The 15,713-nt window shown below is 55.1% G+C and carries 12 protein-coding genes; 6 read left to right on the forward strand and 6 right to left on the reverse strand.

The annotated features are described in order from the left end of the window. The first annotated feature begins 87 nt into the window (after positions 1–87). Positions 88–3,015, forward strand: a complete 2,928-nt coding sequence (gene secA / locus ACSPJT_RS13310; RefSeq protein WP_435893048.1) for a preprotein translocase subunit SecA — start codon at positions 88–90, stop codon at positions 3,013–3,015. Between the two features lie 45 nt (positions 3,016–3,060). On the opposite strand, the gene rmuC is transcribed toward secA, so the two are convergent. Continuing rightward, positions 3,061–4,602 carry a DNA recombination protein RmuC gene (gene rmuC, locus ACSPJT_RS13315; RefSeq protein ID WP_435893049.1) on the reverse strand — a complete coding sequence of 514 codons (1,542 nt, stop codon included), beginning with the start codon at positions 4,600–4,602 and terminating at the stop codon, positions 3,061–3,063. 178 nt (positions 4,603–4,780) lie between these two features. Here rmuC and ACSPJT_RS13320 point away from each other — a divergent pair, with 178 nt between their 5' ends. Continuing rightward, positions 4,781–5,437, forward strand: coding sequence for a superoxide dismutase (locus ACSPJT_RS13320; protein WP_435893050.1), 657 nt, complete (start codon positions 4,781–4,783; stop codon positions 5,435–5,437). An 80-nt stretch (positions 5,438–5,517) separates the two neighbouring features. On the opposite strand, the gene ACSPJT_RS13325 is transcribed toward ACSPJT_RS13320, so the two are convergent. From ACSPJT_RS13325 to pabB, 3 genes are all read right to left on the reverse strand, one after another. Then, entirely contained in the window at positions 5,518–5,793 is a 276-nt protein-coding gene (locus tag ACSPJT_RS13325; protein WP_435893051.1) for a hypothetical protein, read from the reverse strand. A gap of 73 nt (positions 5,794–5,866) precedes the next feature. Further along, entirely contained in the window at positions 5,867–6,595 is a 729-nt protein-coding gene (locus tag ACSPJT_RS13330) for an esterase/lipase family protein (protein ID WP_435893052.1), read from the reverse strand. A gap of 49 nt (positions 6,596–6,644) precedes the next feature. Next, a complete protein-coding gene (gene pabB, locus ACSPJT_RS13335) occupies positions 6,645–7,925 on the reverse strand; it encodes an aminodeoxychorismate synthase component I (RefSeq protein ID WP_435893053.1) in 1,281 nt (426 codons plus the stop codon). A 118-nt stretch (positions 7,926–8,043) separates the two neighbouring features. Here pabB and ACSPJT_RS13340 point away from each other — a divergent pair, with 118 nt between their 5' ends. The 4 genes from ACSPJT_RS13340 (at position 8,044) to ACSPJT_RS13355 (ending at position 12,596) form a co-directional block, all read left to right on the forward strand. After that, positions 8,044–9,258 (forward strand): tetratricopeptide repeat protein, encoded by a 1,215-nt coding sequence (locus ACSPJT_RS13340; protein ID WP_435893054.1) that lies wholly within the window; start codon positions 8,044–8,046, stop codon positions 9,256–9,258. A gap of 161 nt (positions 9,259–9,419) precedes the next feature. Continuing rightward, positions 9,420–10,964: an SUMF1/EgtB/PvdO family nonheme iron enzyme gene (locus ACSPJT_RS13345; protein WP_435893055.1), complete on the forward strand. Its 1,545-nt coding sequence runs from the start codon at positions 9,420–9,422 to the stop codon at positions 10,962–10,964. Between the two features lie 36 nt (positions 10,965–11,000). Further along, complete coding sequence (locus tag ACSPJT_RS13350; protein WP_435893056.1) at positions 11,001–11,891, forward strand: hypothetical protein; 891 nt, start codon at positions 11,001–11,003, stop codon at positions 11,889–11,891. Positions 11,892–11,981: 90 nt separating this feature from the next. Continuing rightward, the gene (locus ACSPJT_RS13355; RefSeq protein ID WP_435893057.1) at positions 11,982–12,596 is read left to right on the forward strand and encodes an N-acetylmuramoyl-L-alanine amidase family protein; all 615 of its coding nucleotides are present in this window, start codon (positions 11,982–11,984) and stop codon (positions 12,594–12,596) included. A gap of 4 nt (positions 12,597–12,600) precedes the next feature. Here ACSPJT_RS13355 and lpxA read toward each other — a convergent pair whose 3' ends face one another. Both lpxA and ACSPJT_RS13365 read right to left on the reverse strand, forming a co-directional pair. Further along, complete coding sequence (gene lpxA, locus ACSPJT_RS13360; RefSeq protein ID WP_435893058.1) at positions 12,601–13,377, reverse strand: acyl-ACP--UDP-N-acetylglucosamine O-acyltransferase; 777 nt, start codon at positions 13,375–13,377, stop codon at positions 12,601–12,603. Between the two features lie 238 nt (positions 13,378–13,615). Beyond that, entirely contained in the window at positions 13,616–15,514 is a 1,899-nt protein-coding gene (locus ACSPJT_RS13365; RefSeq protein ID WP_435893059.1) for a beta-propeller fold lactonase family protein, read from the reverse strand. Positions 15,515–15,713 lie beyond the last annotated feature (199 nt).

Here is a 15,713-nt window from a genome sequence, read left to right on the forward strand (position 1 = left end):
AGTTTCGCCGTTTTACGGCATTCGCACTTTCTAACCAAACAACATTTCCTGCGGACGGCTTTGCCTCCGCGCAACTCTATTTATTCAATGATCACTTCTATATTACCCAAATTCTTCGGCAGCAAAAACGCACGCGAGCTGACCAGAATCCGCCCGATTGTCAGTCGGATCAACACCCTCGAAGAAAAGCTTCAGCGTGAGCCAGCTGATGAACTGCGCAAGCTCACCAGCCAGTGGCAGCGACATCTGGCGCGCTACCATCCGCTCGACGTCGCGCCCAAGTCCGCACTCGAGCGGATGGATGAGGCCGGCCTTGGCGAAACCGCCACCGCTCTGCAAGAACGGTTCGATTCACTGCGGAAAGAATTCTCCTCCCTGCCCTCAAAAGTAGCCGCCACTGCCGATTCCATCGAGAGTGCGAAGGCCGCTTTTTCCAACATCGAACCGCGCTTTGCCGACGCACGCGCGAAGTATCTGCTGCAAATTCTGCCGGAAGCCTACGCGGTGGTGAAAAATGCGGCACGTCGACTTTGCGGCAGTGACGTCATGGTCAGCGGCCAGCCTTTGCAATGGGACATGGTGCACTTCGATGTCCAGCTTATCGGTGGCATCGCGCTGCACCGTGGACTGATTGCGGAAATGCAGACCGGTGAAGGTAAGACACTGGTCGCCACCTTGCCGGTTTACCTCAATGCTCTAACAGGACTTGGAGTCCACGTGGTCACCGTCAACGACTATCTGGCCAAGCGTGACTCCGATTGGATGGGCGCGCTCTATCAATCGCTCGGCCTCAGCGTGGGTTGTTTGCAAAATGACATGGAACCCTCCGATCGCCGCAAGGTCTACGCTTGCGATATCACCTACGGCACAAACTCGGAATTCGGCTTCGACTACCTGCGCGACAACGGCATGGCCGACGATCGCGAAGAGCAGGTGCAGCGCGGTCACTACCTCGCCATCCTCGATGAAGTGGACTCCATCCTCATCGACGATGCCCGCACGCCGCTCATCATCACAAGCCCTTCCGAGCAATCTTCACAGCCTTTGTTAGATCTCAAGCCTCAGGTCCACAAACTGGTGAAGCGCCAGACCGCACTGTGCAATCAGCTCGCCTCCGATGTGAAACGCTCCCTCGAAGAAGGCGACGTCAGTGCGGCCGGTCTCGCACTTTACAAACTGAAACTCGGCCATCCGCGCCACCGGCAGCTGCTGCGTTTCATGGAAAACTCCGAGCTCAGAAAGCTGTTGGAAAAAACCGAGCTGCAGTATCAGAAACGCGGCAATCGGAAAGACATCTACAAGCTCAAGGAGGAACTCTACTTCGCCATCGATGACAAACGCCGCGATGCCGACCTCATGGAAAAAGGTCGCGTGTTTTTGTCGCCGAAAGATCCTGAGAGTTTCACCCTGCCGGATTTCGCAGACAAACTGGATGCCATCAATGCCGATGAAAACCTCACGCGTGAGCAAAAAGCCAATGCCGTGCAGACGATCCAGACCGAGAGAAATTCGCGGGCCGCATCCATCCACGGCATTTCCCAGCTACTCACCGCATACTGCCTTTACGAGCGCGATGTGCATTATGTTGTGCGCGGAGGCAAGGTGACGATCATTGATGAAAGCACGGGCCGTGAAATGGATGGCCGCCGCTGGTCGGACGGTCTCCACCAGGCCGTGGAAGCGAAGGAGGGCGTGAAGATCGAGGAGGAAACCAAGACCTACGCCACCATCACCATTCAGAACTATTTCCGTCTCTACGAAAAACTGGCGGGCATGACTGGCACGGCGGAAACCGCAGCGGCGGAGTTCCACGCGATCTACAAACTTGACGTTTTACCCATCCCCACCCATGCGCCGAATCTACGGATTGATCGCAACGACCAGCTGTTCAAAACCCGGCGCGATAAATACCTGACCGTGATCCGCACCGTCGAGGAAGCGCACAAGACCGGTCAGCCGGTGCTCATCGGCACCGCCTCGGTGGAGGCCTCTGAGACACTCGCGCGCATGCTCAAGCTGGCGAAAATCCCTCACTCCGTGCTCAATGCGAAATACCATGAGCAGGAAGCAGCCATCGTTTCCAAGGCGGGTCAAAAGGGAGCCGTGACGGTCTCGACAAACATGGCGGGCCGAGGCACCGATATCAAACTTGGCGAAGGTGTTGCCGAACTCGGTGGACTGTTTGTAATCGCCACCGAGCGGCACGCATCTCGTCGCGTCGACCGGCAGTTGCGCGGTCGTTGCTCCCGCCAAGGCGATCCGGGCTGCTCGCAGTTCTTCATTTCCCTCGAAGACGATCTGATGCGCAACCACGGTGACCCTGCCCAAATGACGGCACTCATCGAACACGCTAAAAAATCCGGCGCACGCATCCCACCGATCGGTAAACTGGTAGAGACCGCGCAGATGCGCATCGAACAGCGAGACTCCCATGCCCGCAAGCAGGTGCTCGATTTCGATGACGTGATGAATCTCCAGCGTGAGATCGTTTACGATTTCAGAAACAACGTGCTCGCCACCGAAGACATCCGCGACTTAGCGCAGCAGACGATTGATGAAATCGTCACCCAGCACGTGCAGGAACATCTGTCAGACTGCGATGCCCACGATCCTGATCTCACTCCACTTCTCGAATGGGCAAGGGAGGTCTGCCAGGCTGAAGTCGATGATCTGAAATCTGTCGAGCCTAACAAACTCGCAGAGGAAATCAGCCAACGCATTCAATCGAGCTACAGTGATCGGTTAGACGGTGTGCCTCCGGAAGCGATCGAACGCGAAGAAAGAAGATCCTTGATGTTCGCCATCGACAACGGCTGGCAAGAGCATCTCGCCGAAATGGATGAACTCCGCGAGGGGGTCTATCTGCGAAGCCAGGGTCAGAAAGACCCGCTGGTGGAATATAAGATAGAAGCCTTCAAGCTCTTCGGAGTCTTGATGGATCAGATCAAACGCGATGCCACTGCGAATCTCTTCCAACTCGCTGCTGGAATCAGTGCGCTCAAGACCGCGCGATAGGAATTCTGCCCACTCGAGGCTAGGCGACTAGACTAGCTCCCCCGCTTATTCAAACGCCGATCGCAGATCGTTCGCAGCGGAGCTGTGGTCTGGTTTGTTAGGATCTTCGGGAGCCGTAAACCCTTCGAAGCCGAAGGCTTCGTCTTTGCCACTACTGGCAATGGCGAAGTCCTCGCCGCTGGGAATAATTGTCTGTTCGTAAGCAGGGAGATCGGCCCGAATTTCTCTTGGGACGACTTCGACGCCTTTGGTTTCTGGAATTTGATTGGTCTCCGGGGCGGCACCGAGTTCTTCAAATTTGCGAGCACCTGTTAGGATCCTAGTTTCCAGTGAACCGACGGTTTTATTGTAGTCGCCCACAGCTGAGTTCAGGCTGCGGCCGAGTTTTTGTATGTGGCCTGCAAAGGCGCCGAGTCGGGTGTAAAGCTCGCGGCCGACGGCGGAAATCTCACGCGCGTTCTGTGCCAACGCCTCCTGACGCCAGCCGAAGGAAACTGCGCGGAGCAGGGCGATGAGCGTGGTGGGTGTGGCGAGGATGACGCCTTGGTCGACGCCTTTTTCAATCAGTGAAGAGTCCTCGGAAAGGGCGGCGGAGAAGAAGGCTTCGCTGGGCAGGAACAGCACGACAAACTCGGGTGTGGTATCGAATTGGTCTTGGTATTTCTTACTACTGAGCTGCTGGATGTGGGTGCGGACTTGGTTCGCATGGCGGGCCATGGCGGTGCTACGGTGGCTTTCTTCCTCGGCTTCGATGGCATCGAGGTAGGCGTCCATCGGGGCTTTGGAATCGACCACGATATGCTGGCCGCCGGGGAGATTGACGATGAGATCGGGGCGCAGGCGTTTGCCTTCGTCGCTGGTGCTGGTGGTTTGGGTGGTGAAGTCGCAGTGCTCTTGCATGCCGGCCATTTCCACCACGCGGCGCAACTGCATCTCACCCCACTGGCCTCGTCCGGTTGGTTGGCGCAGGGCCTTGACGAGTTTCGATGTTTCTTTTTGCAGACCGAGGTTGGCCTCGGTGATATGCACGATCTGTTGCTTGAGCGCTTGTTTGTCGCCCTCGCGCAGCTTCTCGCTCTCGGTGATCTGGCTTTGGACTTTTTCCAGTGTGAGAGAAATCGGCTTCACCAACTGCTCGACGGCGGCCTTGCGTTTCTCCAATTCACTGGACGCCTCTTGCTGCTGCATTTTCAGACTGTTCTTAGCCATCGAGAGGAACTGGTCCTGAGTGGACTTCAGGGCATCGGCGGAGAGGGCTTTGAAAGTATCGGTCAGTCGGGTCTCGGCTTTTTCTAACAATGCCTGTTTTTCAGCGGCGGCTTTCTTTTCTTCCTCAAGTCTGACTTCGAGCTCGGTGCGGGCCTGGCGCAGAGCGGATTCGCTGTCGGTGAGCGCGGCGTGTTTTACTCGGAGAGCCTCCAGGTCTTCGCTGATTTGCTGGCTGCGTTCTTTGGATGCCACGAGCTTTTCGGCGGCGATGCCTGACTGGGTCTTTGCCTTGGCTCCCATCAGTAACCAAGTGATGAGGATGCCGGCGACGAGACCGACGGAGGCGGTGATATACGGGAGAAGTTCAGGAGAAATCATGTGTGGTCAATGGTTGGGTTCCGTACGTCGAACACATGCTGACACAGGGTTTTACTTGCGATGATAGGCAGCTACGTCATATTAGCTCTGTCAGCGGCGATCAACGTTAGAGGATGCATAATCCCGCTCGTCGGCAAAGACAACCCAACAACTTAAAAACTCATCTAACTTAAATATTATGGCCCACGAACTACCAGACCTCGGATACTCCTTTAATGCGCTCGAACCTCACATCGACGCGAAAACCATGGAGATCCACCACGACAAACATCACCAAGCTTACGTCAACGGACTGAATGGTGCTCTTGAAGGTAATGATGATCTGCAAGGCGTTTCCGTCGAAGCTCTGATTCAGAATCTCGATAAAATTCCAGACGATATCCGCACTCCTGTCCGTAACCACGGCGGCGGACACTTCAACCACAGCCTTTTCTGGAAAGTCATCGCTCCTGGCGGTGCTTCCGCTCCATCCGGCGACCTCGCAGCTGCCATCGACAGTGCATTTGGCTCGCTCGATGCCATGAAAGAGGAATTTGCCAAAGCCGCCGCCACTCGTTTCGGCTCAGGCTGGGCATGGCTGGGTGTCAAGGAAGACGGCACCCTCGGTGTCTGCTCCACTCCTAACCAAGACAACCCACTGATGGGTCAGGCTGCCAACGTTTGCTCCTGCAAGCCAATCCTCGGCCTCGACGTCTGGGAGCACGCTTACTACCTCAACTACCAGAACAAGCGCCCTGATTACATCTCCGCTTTCTGGAATGTGGTCAACTGGGATGCAGTCGCTGAAAACTTCGCCGCTTCCGAGTGCTGTGGCGGTGGTTGCGGTTGCAACTAATCAGTCTGAGACTCAATCAACAAAAAGCGCGGCCAAGTGACTGGTCGCGCTTTTTTTTGATCGATAAAAAAACCGGAGTGCTAGCGGAGGCCAGTTGGCGTGACCTCATTTTTTTCCTCGGTCTGAGGAGCTTCGTCCAGCTCAGGCTGAGGAGCCTCATCGGTGAGGTTGCTGACGCCGACGGTGCGACCCGCGGTTTTGAGAATGCTGCCCGGAATCTTGAGCAAGCTGCCGACAAGTGCGCAAGACGGTAAAAGAGAGAGCATGACGGCGGAGGAGAGCAAACAAATGGTACGCATAGGAATGTAGTGGTTGGATAGGTAGGTGGTGGCCGTCAAAGTAGTGGCAGAATCCATGACGTCAACTCAAAGAAACCCGAATTATGCTCAGATTGGCGTGTTTATCTATCTTACGACAAGCGAGTTATGGTTATTTTCTGCGGAGGAAACTCACAGCTTCCTTCATAACTCGTGGGTTTCTCATGATCATCGGATGAGAGGTTTTGATGAGGATGTGACGACTCATTCCCTCGACTTTGGTTTTTTCCACCGACACTTTTCCATCGTCTGGCCTGGGAATCATGCGTGAGTTCAGTGGATTGATCGAGCAATAGCCAGCGACCACAAGGGTAGGGTGGGTGACTGGAGGTAACTTCGCCGCCAGTGAGTCAGTTCCTGTGCCCAGACTCACGCCCGCGGGACCATTGATGAGGAGGAAAATGGGCCATTCCCAGAGGCGGTCAACCACCTCACTGCCTTGGTTGGGTGGTGCCAGCTGGACCAGCTTTCCAGCCTCGGGTGGTGGGTCGTTTGCCAGTTGATAGCGCGCCAGCATCGCTCCCATCGAGTGACCGACGAAGTGGATTTTCCGAGCTCCCATTTTCTGACATCGATCGATCGCCTCATGCATCGAGGTCTTAGATAATTCCTCCACCGTGTTCTTCGTGGATGGGTAGCCGGTATTGCAGGTGCCGTAGCCTGCTGCTTGCAGCTCTTTTGCCAGGGGCTCCATCGATTTGGGCGATCGGGCGAGTCCGTGCAGCAGGATGACATATTCGCCATTTTTGGCCGGTGTCAGCTGGTGGGTGGTAGCCGATGGAGAGCAAGCACAGACCAGCCCCAGAAAGCAGGCGGAGAGGATGAGAAATAGGGAGCGCACGGACTGGATTTCTGGCTAACAAATTTTAGGATGAATCTAGGAAAAACGGCTATTGAGGACTCTGAAACTTCTCCATCGCCAGACGGATGCCTTTGGCTTTGTCGAGCGTTTCCTGATACTCCGCAGCGGGATCCGAATCTGCTACGATGCCGGCACCGACGTGATACTGCAGTTTCCCTCCTTCCTTGACGAGTGTCCGGATGGGGATGTTGAACTGGCTCTCACCATTGAAGCCGATGTAACCGAGGGCACCGGTGTATAGCCCACGCGGCACGGGCTCGAGCTCGGAAATGATTTCCATGGCCCGCTTTTTCGGGGCTCCTGTGATACTGCCTCCGGGGAAACATGCTGCCAACGCCGAGAGATGATCGATTTCCTCCCGCAGAGTCCCGGTGACGGTGGAGACAAGATGGTAGACTTGCTCTAGCTTTTCCAGAGCCATCATGTCTGCGACTCTAACACTTCCGAATTCGCAGACTTGGCCGAGGTCGTTGCGCTCCAGATCTGTGATCATGATCAGCTCGGCGTTTTCTTTTTCAGATCCTAACAGGTCTTTGGCGGATGCTGCGTCAGCTTCTGGGTCTTCGTAGCGCGGGCGGGTGCCTTTGATCGGTCGGGTCTCGATGTTTCGGCCACTCATCCGGAGGAATGTTTCCGGTGATGAGGAAAGCACCTCACGACCTTCCAAGCTCATCCACACTGCGAGTGGGGAAGGCGTGCTGTCGCGAAGTTGTTGATAGAGAAAAAAAAGCGAGCCGCTTGTGCTTTCGAGATCTGCGGAGAATCGCTGGGTGAGGTTCACCTGATAGATGTCACCGGCGGCGATGTATTCGTGGATCTGTTTCACGCCGTTTTCGTATTGCTGCTGCGACATCGAGGCGGCGAATTTTCCGATCTTGGGCGTTTTTGGTGACTTCGGATGCGGATCGATTTCTTCGGAGAGATGGCCACATTGCCACCACTGCTGTCGGTCGTGCTGATAAACCAGCATTTCCGGATAAATTCCGAAACAGTAGGGGCCCTCGTAATCGATCCAGCCACAAGCGCCACCTGTAGGAAAGCCAAACGACGGACAGTGCACCTGCCACCGGTTGATTTCCTGCCGCAGTGCATCGAGGTCTTCCGTGCATGTGATGTCTCCCTTGAGCACCTTGATGGGGCGTGCTGCGATGATCGAAACAGGGGCGTGACTGCGAGACGGTAAATTTCCCGAGGTATCAAAGAATACCAGCCCGGGCAGGTGTTTCAGCGAAGCCGCTACCTCCGTAGGCGTCATATTCAGCTCCACCGGGCGGGGGGCTTCTACGGATCCTGGTTCATCGGCGGCCATGGTTGATATCAATGAACTCGGAAAGCTCCACCAGCGCAAGCCTTCAGGAGTTCCAGAAAGGGGGTGATTTTCCCGCATTGACATGGCCTGATCAATTTCCCTAGAGTGCCCGTCACCTATGAGCCACTCGACTCCCGTGCAAGTCGCTGATGCAGAATCATCTGTGCTGCGATCTCCCGCTAAACCACACCGTCCGACTTTCAGCATCGCCTGCTGGGTGTTGGCGTTGATTGCCTTCGGCCAATTAATCACCGTGGGAACGGCATTGACGGTGAGAAGCGGTCAGCCGGTGGAAGTCGTCGAGGTAGATCGTGAGCCTGCAGTCAGTACTCCACAAGAGCCTATCCAGCCACGCAGTTTGGCGGAAATTCTTGCCAGCGTCGGCGATGACCCTGATGCACGTGCGCCTGTGCGGATCCCTGCCGCCGCTCCCTTGGCTGCTCCTGCACCGGAAATGATTCCAGCGCCTGCAGCAAGCAACCTGAACCACCAGGCCATCGCGGATCCTCGGGTGGAGCGCTTGGTGCACGAAGCGCGCGTGATGCATTTGGAGGGGGATATGATGCACGCCTTGCTCAAACTCGATGAAGCCAGTCGCCTTGACCCCACCGAGCCAGCCGTCATTTACCACAAAGCGATGCTGTTCGAAGACATGGGCATTTTCCCAAAGGCAGCCGATCATTATCAGCAGATTCAACAAATGGGCATCAAAGCCGGTGTTTACTACCGCCTGGCAGCAGTCAAACTCATCAAGGGCATGGGCAAAGGCGCGCAGAAGGGTGACATCGCGATCGGTCCCATGAAGACGCGCAAAGCAGTCGGACCTCTTGCTGGCCGTCACGTCAACGTGGCCATCACCATGCTTGCCCGTCCGGACAAGGTGATCAACCCCGATGATGTCGAAGTGCAGGTGCATTTCTATGACCGCGTCAATGGGGGCGAGATTAAAAAAGCCGACACCTCTGCTGAAATCAGTCCGACCTGGGCGGATAGTAAAGTGGACTGGCAGGACGCTGGAAACGAGGAAACCTTGCGAGTTTCCTACACTATCCCCGAGGCTGATCTGGCCGATGCCCATCTGCTCGGTCGCCGTGAATTCTACGGATACGTCGTGGAACTTCTCTACAAAGGCGAAGTCATTGACCAGCAGGCACAACCACGCCGCTTGCACAGCATCCACGGAGGTAAAATGCGCCCCATTCCCGATGAGAATCCTGATGACATGATCGATGGGCCGCCATTAGACCTTCCATTGGATGACAATGGCCTCTTGCCCAGTATCGACAATGGCTATGGTGACAATCCTCGTCTGCCGCCACTGCCTACGCGCTAATTGATTGTTAGAAATATGACCCAGTGTTACTTCGTAGTCACTGGAGCGCTTGTTAGGTCGAACTAGTCGCAATTTATGCGGCTAATAACTTTGCCTACTCTCGCAGATAGGTTAACTATTTCGCTGTCGACCAAGTATGTCGGCGCGCACTACCCAACACCATGTCCACAGAGACAGAATACGAGATCAGCCCGGACGATATTTTTGAGGGCCAGCAAATCGGCGACTACCTTATCGGCGAGCTTCTTTCGCGTGGTAGCCGCACCATGACTTGGTCGGCCACTCAGGTCTCGGTGCAGCGCGAAGTAGTCATCTGTAATTTGTTCGGACCGAACCGCAAAGATCCGGCGATCACTGATGCTTTTCTAGCTGACGTGCGCGCTAAGGCCACGGTGGATCACCCATTGATAGGCTCAGTGCTGGAAGCGATCCATGAGGATGGGCAGTGCTTCTTTGCCCGTGAAAAGCTGCATGGCAAATCTCTGGAGCTGCATCATCAGGAAGGGTTGACCATTCCTCCCCTGCATCTCGCACGGATCATTCGCAGTCTGGCGGATGCGCAGAAAAGTCTCGAAATCCACAAGATCGCCACCCTGCCTCTAACCGCTGACGACATCGTGCTGGATGATAAATTTCACTGTCGTCTGGTCAATATGGCGGTCAGTGGTGCCCCAGACCCGGATACCGCGACACAGGACAAACAACTCCTGGGTCAGCTGTTCCATGACATGCTTTCACCAGCGCAGCCCGGATCCACACGCACAGGATCGCTGCTCGACTTCATGGCGGATGGGCACCGCGCCGAACCTCTGAGCTGGGACCAAATTCACGAACTAGCCGATGGCATCGAGCGTCAGCTCGCGGAGCCCGGTGAGAAGTCCAAGATCAAAAGCCCCACCATGAGGATGCGGCCATTCATATCGATGGCGACCCTCGCCCGGATTGGCATCGCCGTGGCAGTCCTCTCCATCGTCATTGGTCTGGTCTATTATTTTTCTAACCGGAAGATCATTCCTGCCGAACGACAACTCTCGGATTTGGTTCGGATCCCCGCGGGGAAATACCCAGGTCCACTTGGAGTGAAGGTGACACTGAATGAATTCTGGATCGAAGCCCACGAAGTCACCATCGGAGAATATGCCAAATTCCTCAACGCCCTCTCCGTGATCAGCGAGGAGCAACGCACCGTGTATCAACACGATGAACAGCCGGAGGAAAAAACCAACCATCTCCCTGACGACTGGGATAACCTTTACGCCGCTGCCACGACAGGCACCACATGGAACGGGCTGCAAGTGGACCTGAACTACCCCGTGGTGGGGGTCGACTGGTGGGATGCTTATGCTTATGCCGAGTGGAAAGGCCGCCGCCTGCCCACCCGCGAGGAGTGGTATGCCTCCTGTTCTGCCGGAGCGAACCCCGCCGAACTCTCCGGCACTGGCTGGATGCCGGTGGACCAGACGGAAAAAACCGCTCAGGGAGTCTATGGCATGGCTGGTAACGTCAGCGAGTGGACACGTAAGCCTGGATATGACCCCACAGATCCTTCACAGCCCAGAAGATACATCGTCTGCGGGGCTTCCTATCTCAAGCCCAAGTTCGGTGCCCGCGCCCGTGAGTGGGTGGATGACCGTAACCTGCGCAGAGCGGATTTGGGGTTCCGGACGTGCAGCGTTTCCCCCGAGAGCACCGCAGAGCGTGATTGACGCCCGCCTTCGAATTTTCTACATCTGTATTCACCTATGAACCACTACACCTCCTCACCCCGCCTGCGATTATTGCTCGCCGCGGTATTTTGCCTGCTCGCCTGCTCTCAGGCGCACGCTCAGGTCGCAGTTCGGCTGCAGATGAACAAGTCAAACTACCTGCTCAACGAGCCGGTCACAGCCACCATCACCATCACCAATCACGCCGGCCGCCAGCTTGTCCTTGCCGGAAACGCCAACCAGTCATGGCTCAGCTTCCAGATGACATCGGGTGGACGCGTTGTTCCGCCTGCACGCCGTATGGCATACAAGCCTGCTGTCATCCCCGCCGGGCAGTCAATTTCCCGTGTCGTCTCCCTGACCACCAGCTACGCTCTTGGAAACATGGGAAACTACACATGTTCAGCCTCTGTTAGAATGCCTGGGCCTGCGATCAACGGCTTCACATCAAACCGCGTTCACTTCACCGTCACCGGTGGTCGCACCGCTTGGCTCCAGCGCGCAGGTATCCCCGGCGCACCTGGCGAAATTCGCGAGTATAAACTCATCACCTTCTCCGCAAATCGCGGAATGGAACTCTACGCCGATGTTGCCTCAAAAAACACCGGCCGCAACATCGCCACCATTCCCTTGGGTAAGATTCTGAGTTTCAGAAATCCGACGGCTACCCTCGATGGAAAGAACAACATGCACGCTCTCTATCAGGTGAAGCCTGATCTTTTCACTCACACCGCTGTCTCGCCAAGTGGTCAGGTCCTGGCCACCAGCTACCATAAGCGAGGTGCTTCAGGGGATCCTCGCTTGATGACCTTTGCCAATGGTGAAGTGCGTGTGGCTGGCAGTATTCCATACCAGCCTGAAGTCGAAGCTGCTCAGAAAAGAAAAATTCACAACATTTCCGAGCGCCCGCCGTTTATATACAGATAGAAACGAACTCGCCGTTCCGTTTCTTCCCCAAACATCTCCACACCCAGCCTCCGCTTAACTCGACTAAACCTTCCATCGCTCCCATCCTGAATGATCCCACGCACAACGCACGCTCTCTCCCTGATCATCCTTCTAACTCTTGCTCTTTTCATCGGCTCTGCCGAGGCGAAGAGCTTTCGTTATGTCATTATCGACCCAGGACACGGAGGTCACGATAGAGGAGGGCTCAACGGCAAGGTCTATGAGAAACACCTCGCCTTGGACACCGCTTTAAGGCTCGAATACTACCTTAAGAACAAGGGAATCCGCACCAAGATGACTCGGCGCAGCGATGTCTTCATCTCGCTACCCGGACGTGCCGCCTACGGGAATAAATACGGCAATTCCATCTTCGTAAGTATCCACTATAACCACACTCGGAAAACCGATCCACACGGTCTTGAGACCTATTACTATGGTGCCGAGGGAAAGGTTTTGGCCAGCTACGTGCAGGCAGGAATGATGCGTAAAATCAGCACCATCAACCGCGGTGTAAAACACGCCGGTTTCTACGTCATCCGCCACTCGAAACATCCGGCCATCCTCGTGGAGTGCGGATTTGTATCCAACAACGCAGAACGCGAACGGATGAAAAAAGCCTGGTTCCGTCAGTCTGTTGCGGAGGGAATCGGTGAGGGCATTCTGCAATACAAGCGCGCCCGCTAACCGCCTAGCCTGTCATCAGACCTTTGCGCGATGGATTGCGTGCTGAGTTTAACAGTTTATGGGCGGCGTCCGACCACGTGCGTTCGTCCGCCACGACCAGCGCCTCGGATAAGTTCCCGCCACCTCGGAACAGAAGCTGATAGGCTCGCTTGATATCGTTTCTTTCCTCGGGAGTGAACCCGCCTCGTCTGAGTCCGATCACATTAAGCCCGGCAAGATCATTGCGTCCATGCGCCATGCAGAACGGCGGCACGTCACGGCTGACCACTGCATTGCCCTGGACAATCGCGAAATCTCCGATGTGGAGAAACTGATGAAATGCTGCGCCGCCGCCGAGAAAGATCCGGTCGCCCAAGATGATGTGCCCAGCTAACAGCACATTGTTAGCAAGATTGTTAAAACTGCCCATCTGCACATCGTGCGCCATATGCACGCCAGTCATCAGGAAATTGGAATCGCCTAACACAGTGCTTCCACCTTCGGCTGTGCTGCGGTGAATGGTAACATACTCGCGAATCTTATTGTTATTCCCGAGCACCACATTGCTACGAATGGCGGGATCAAAGGACGAGTCCTGAGGATCGGCCCCGATGATCGAGCCGTAGCCGATGTGATTGTCGTTCCCCATCACCGTGCCTCCTGTAATCCACGCCTGAGCACCAACCGAGCAGCCCGAGCCAATTTTCACCCCCGCATCAACGATGGCAAACGGCCCGATCTTCACATCATCAGCAAGCTCGGCATCAGCGCTAACAATGGCGCTCGGGTGAATCTCAGGCATGCCAATGAAACTAGAACTTCAGTGTCCATTTTCCAATGCAAAAGATGATCACGATCCAGTTTGCCCAACAGCAAGACTCGGGAATCCACAATGGTAGGGAAGATTGGCCTCAATCTTCCGGATCGGAGCAATTCACTTCTTCTCCACAAAAATCAAATCCAACAGCTTCGGTAATATCTCCACATTGAGTGGCCATGAATGACGTAGCGCGGAAGATTGAGGCCAATCTTCCCTACCGTTACTTCTTCAAGAACTCCACACACATCGCCTTGGGAACTTCGATTTGGTGACCGGTGTGACTCAGCTTGCCGGTGGTGGTGTCTACCTTGAAAACTGGAACATTGTTAGAGCGTTGGCCGGCGACCAGTAACCACTTGCCGCTGGGGTCGAGATTGATGTTTCTGGGGATCCAGACTTCGGCTCCGATCGTTTGGATGCGAGTCAATTTACCACCGTCACCAACCGAGAAGACGGAGATGGAATCGCGCTTTTGTTCGGTGAGGTCACGGTTGGCGCAGTAGATGAATTTACCATCTTTGGAGACGCGGATTTCCGAGCAGGTGATGCTGGTTTTATCGGCGCCTTCGGGCAGAGTGCTGACGACTTGAGTGCTGGTAAGTTTACCACTGCCGGCATCACGGTCATACACCGAGATATCCACAGTCAGTTCATTGAGCACATAAGCCTGCTTGCCGTCCTTGCCAAATTTCATATGACGCGGTCCAGCGCCTGCAGGAGCATCGGCAGAACCGGAGGCCGTGAGTTTCGCCGTTTTTGGATCGATGGCATAAATCATGATTTTATCGATACCGAGATCTGGTGCGTAGGCATACTTGTTATCCGGGCCGCTGTAAATGGAGTGGGCGTGTGGTTTGGTCTGCCGCTGCGGGTGGGCGCTCGATCCTTCATGCTGATGGATTGAAGCCAGCTTGCCGATACTGCCGTCCTCGTTAACGGGCAGGGAAACCACATTGCCTTCGCCATAGTTCGCGCCCATCAGCATGCCAGATGTGGCATCGAGTGTGATGTGGCAGAGACCTTTCCCCTGCACGGCTTGTTTTCCAAGTTCCGTGAGCGAGCCATCTTTTTCGATAGAATAGGCGGCTACCGCACCGATGCCTTTTTGCATCTGTGCCGTGGAGTAGAGATACTTTTTGTTAGGGTGAAGAGCTAGAAATCCTGAATTCCCCACTTCAGCTGCCATCGTGGCTTTTCCGAGCGCTCCTGTTTCATTGTCTAACAAGGCGGTGTAGATTCCATTGGCCCCGGTGCCGATGTATACGTGGGTAGGATTGATGGCTTCCTTGCTAGCAAGTGCTCTGACTGGAAGCAGGAGTCGCACAGGATGGTGATCTGATCCGGGAACCTCGCCATTGGCATCAGTGAAAAATTCAGCACCGTGGAGTGACGGAGAGGTGAAAATGTGGTCGATGCGTTTACCCTGTACTCGTGCACCCTGCCAATGGTTGAAGGTCTTGAACTGCTCCCCACCATTGTCGATGAGAAGACTGGAGTTCAGGAGTGTTTTAATCGCTGGATTGTCGCTGTTGGCATTCAGATCGCCCATCAGGATATAAGGCTCTTTCGGATGTTTCCGTGCTTTGATCCGCTCGAGGATCAGCATGGCCGCCTTCTCCCGCGACGGCTGGCTGCGGTGGTCCCAGTGGGAATTGAAAATATAGAGCCCCTTGCCGTCCAAGCCGATCAAGCGTGCCCAGGTGCAGATGCGGGGGATGCTGTTACCCCAAGTCTTGCTTCCGGGTTTGTTAGGTGTCGCCGAGAGCCAGAAGGTGCCGTTTTCCTTCGGGTCGACTTTCCAGACTTTGTGATCGTAGAAAATGGGGGAGTATTCACCGCGCTGTTTGGCATCGTCTCGGCCTACGCCGATGAATGAGTGGCTGGGCAGGGCTTTGTCGACATCTAGCAGCTGATTGTGCAGCACCTCTTGCAGACCGATGACAGTGGCATGGCTCTCACGCAAATAGTTGGTGACTTTGTCTTTGCGCTGTTGCCAATCGCGAGGTCCTTTGTCTCCTGAACCGTCGTAGCGGATGTTGTAGGAAACAAGACAGATCGATTTGGCGTGGCTGGTTACGACAAATCCGGCCAATATCATGAGGGCTAACATCCATTTCATGAAGCCACTGTAAGCCGATTTTTTAGAGGCGCATACAAAAAACGTGGGACTTGGAAGATCGCTTCTCCCGCGACGGAATGCCGCCGATTTGACTAGCGAGATGTACGTTTCATCATTATATTGCCAGTAATGAGATTGTCACTTCCGGACGGTTGCTACTTCGTAGGCACCATGTCGGTGAGCCCTTGAAATCAACAGG

The organism is Oceaniferula spumae (assembly GCF_042849255.1).
Classification (GTDB): Bacteria; Verrucomicrobiota; Verrucomicrobiia; order Verrucomicrobiales; family Akkermansiaceae; genus Oceaniferula; species Oceaniferula spumae.

What these genes read in the sequence shown, in the direction of transcription:
- ACSPJT_RS13325 (WP_435893051.1), bottom strand. Translation starts at nt 5,793, where the DNA reads ATGGATTCTGCCACTACTTTGACGGCCACCACCTACCTATCCAACCAC.
- ACSPJT_RS13345 (WP_435893055.1), top strand. Translation starts at nt 9,420, where the DNA reads ATGTCCACAGAGACAGAATACGAGATCAGCCCGGACGATATTTTTGAG.
- ACSPJT_RS13340 (WP_435893054.1), top strand. Translation starts at nt 8,044, where the DNA reads ATGAGCCACTCGACTCCCGTGCAAGTCGCTGATGCAGAATCATCTGTG.
- pabB (WP_435893053.1), bottom strand. Translation starts at nt 7,925, where the DNA reads ATGGCCGCCGATGAACCAGGATCCGTAGAAGCCCCCCGCCCGGTGGAG.
- ACSPJT_RS13350 (WP_435893056.1), top strand. Translation starts at nt 11,001, where the DNA reads ATGAACCACTACACCTCCTCACCCCGCCTGCGATTATTGCTCGCCGCG.
- ACSPJT_RS13355 (WP_435893057.1), top strand. Translation starts at nt 11,982, where the DNA reads ATGATCCCACGCACAACGCACGCTCTCTCCCTGATCATCCTTCTAACT.
- rmuC (WP_435893049.1), bottom strand. Translation starts at nt 4,602, where the DNA reads ATGATTTCTCCTGAACTTCTCCCGTATATCACCGCCTCCGTCGGTCTC.
- ACSPJT_RS13320 (WP_435893050.1), top strand. Translation starts at nt 4,781, where the DNA reads ATGGCCCACGAACTACCAGACCTCGGATACTCCTTTAATGCGCTCGAA.
- secA (WP_435893048.1), top strand. Translation starts at nt 88, where the DNA reads ATGATCACTTCTATATTACCCAAATTCTTCGGCAGCAAAAACGCACGC.
- ACSPJT_RS13365 (WP_435893059.1), bottom strand. Translation starts at nt 15,514, where the DNA reads ATGAAATGGATGTTAGCCCTCATGATATTGGCCGGATTTGTCGTAACC.
- lpxA (WP_435893058.1), bottom strand. Translation starts at nt 13,377, where the DNA reads ATGCCTGAGATTCACCCGAGCGCCATTGTTAGCGCTGATGCCGAGCTT.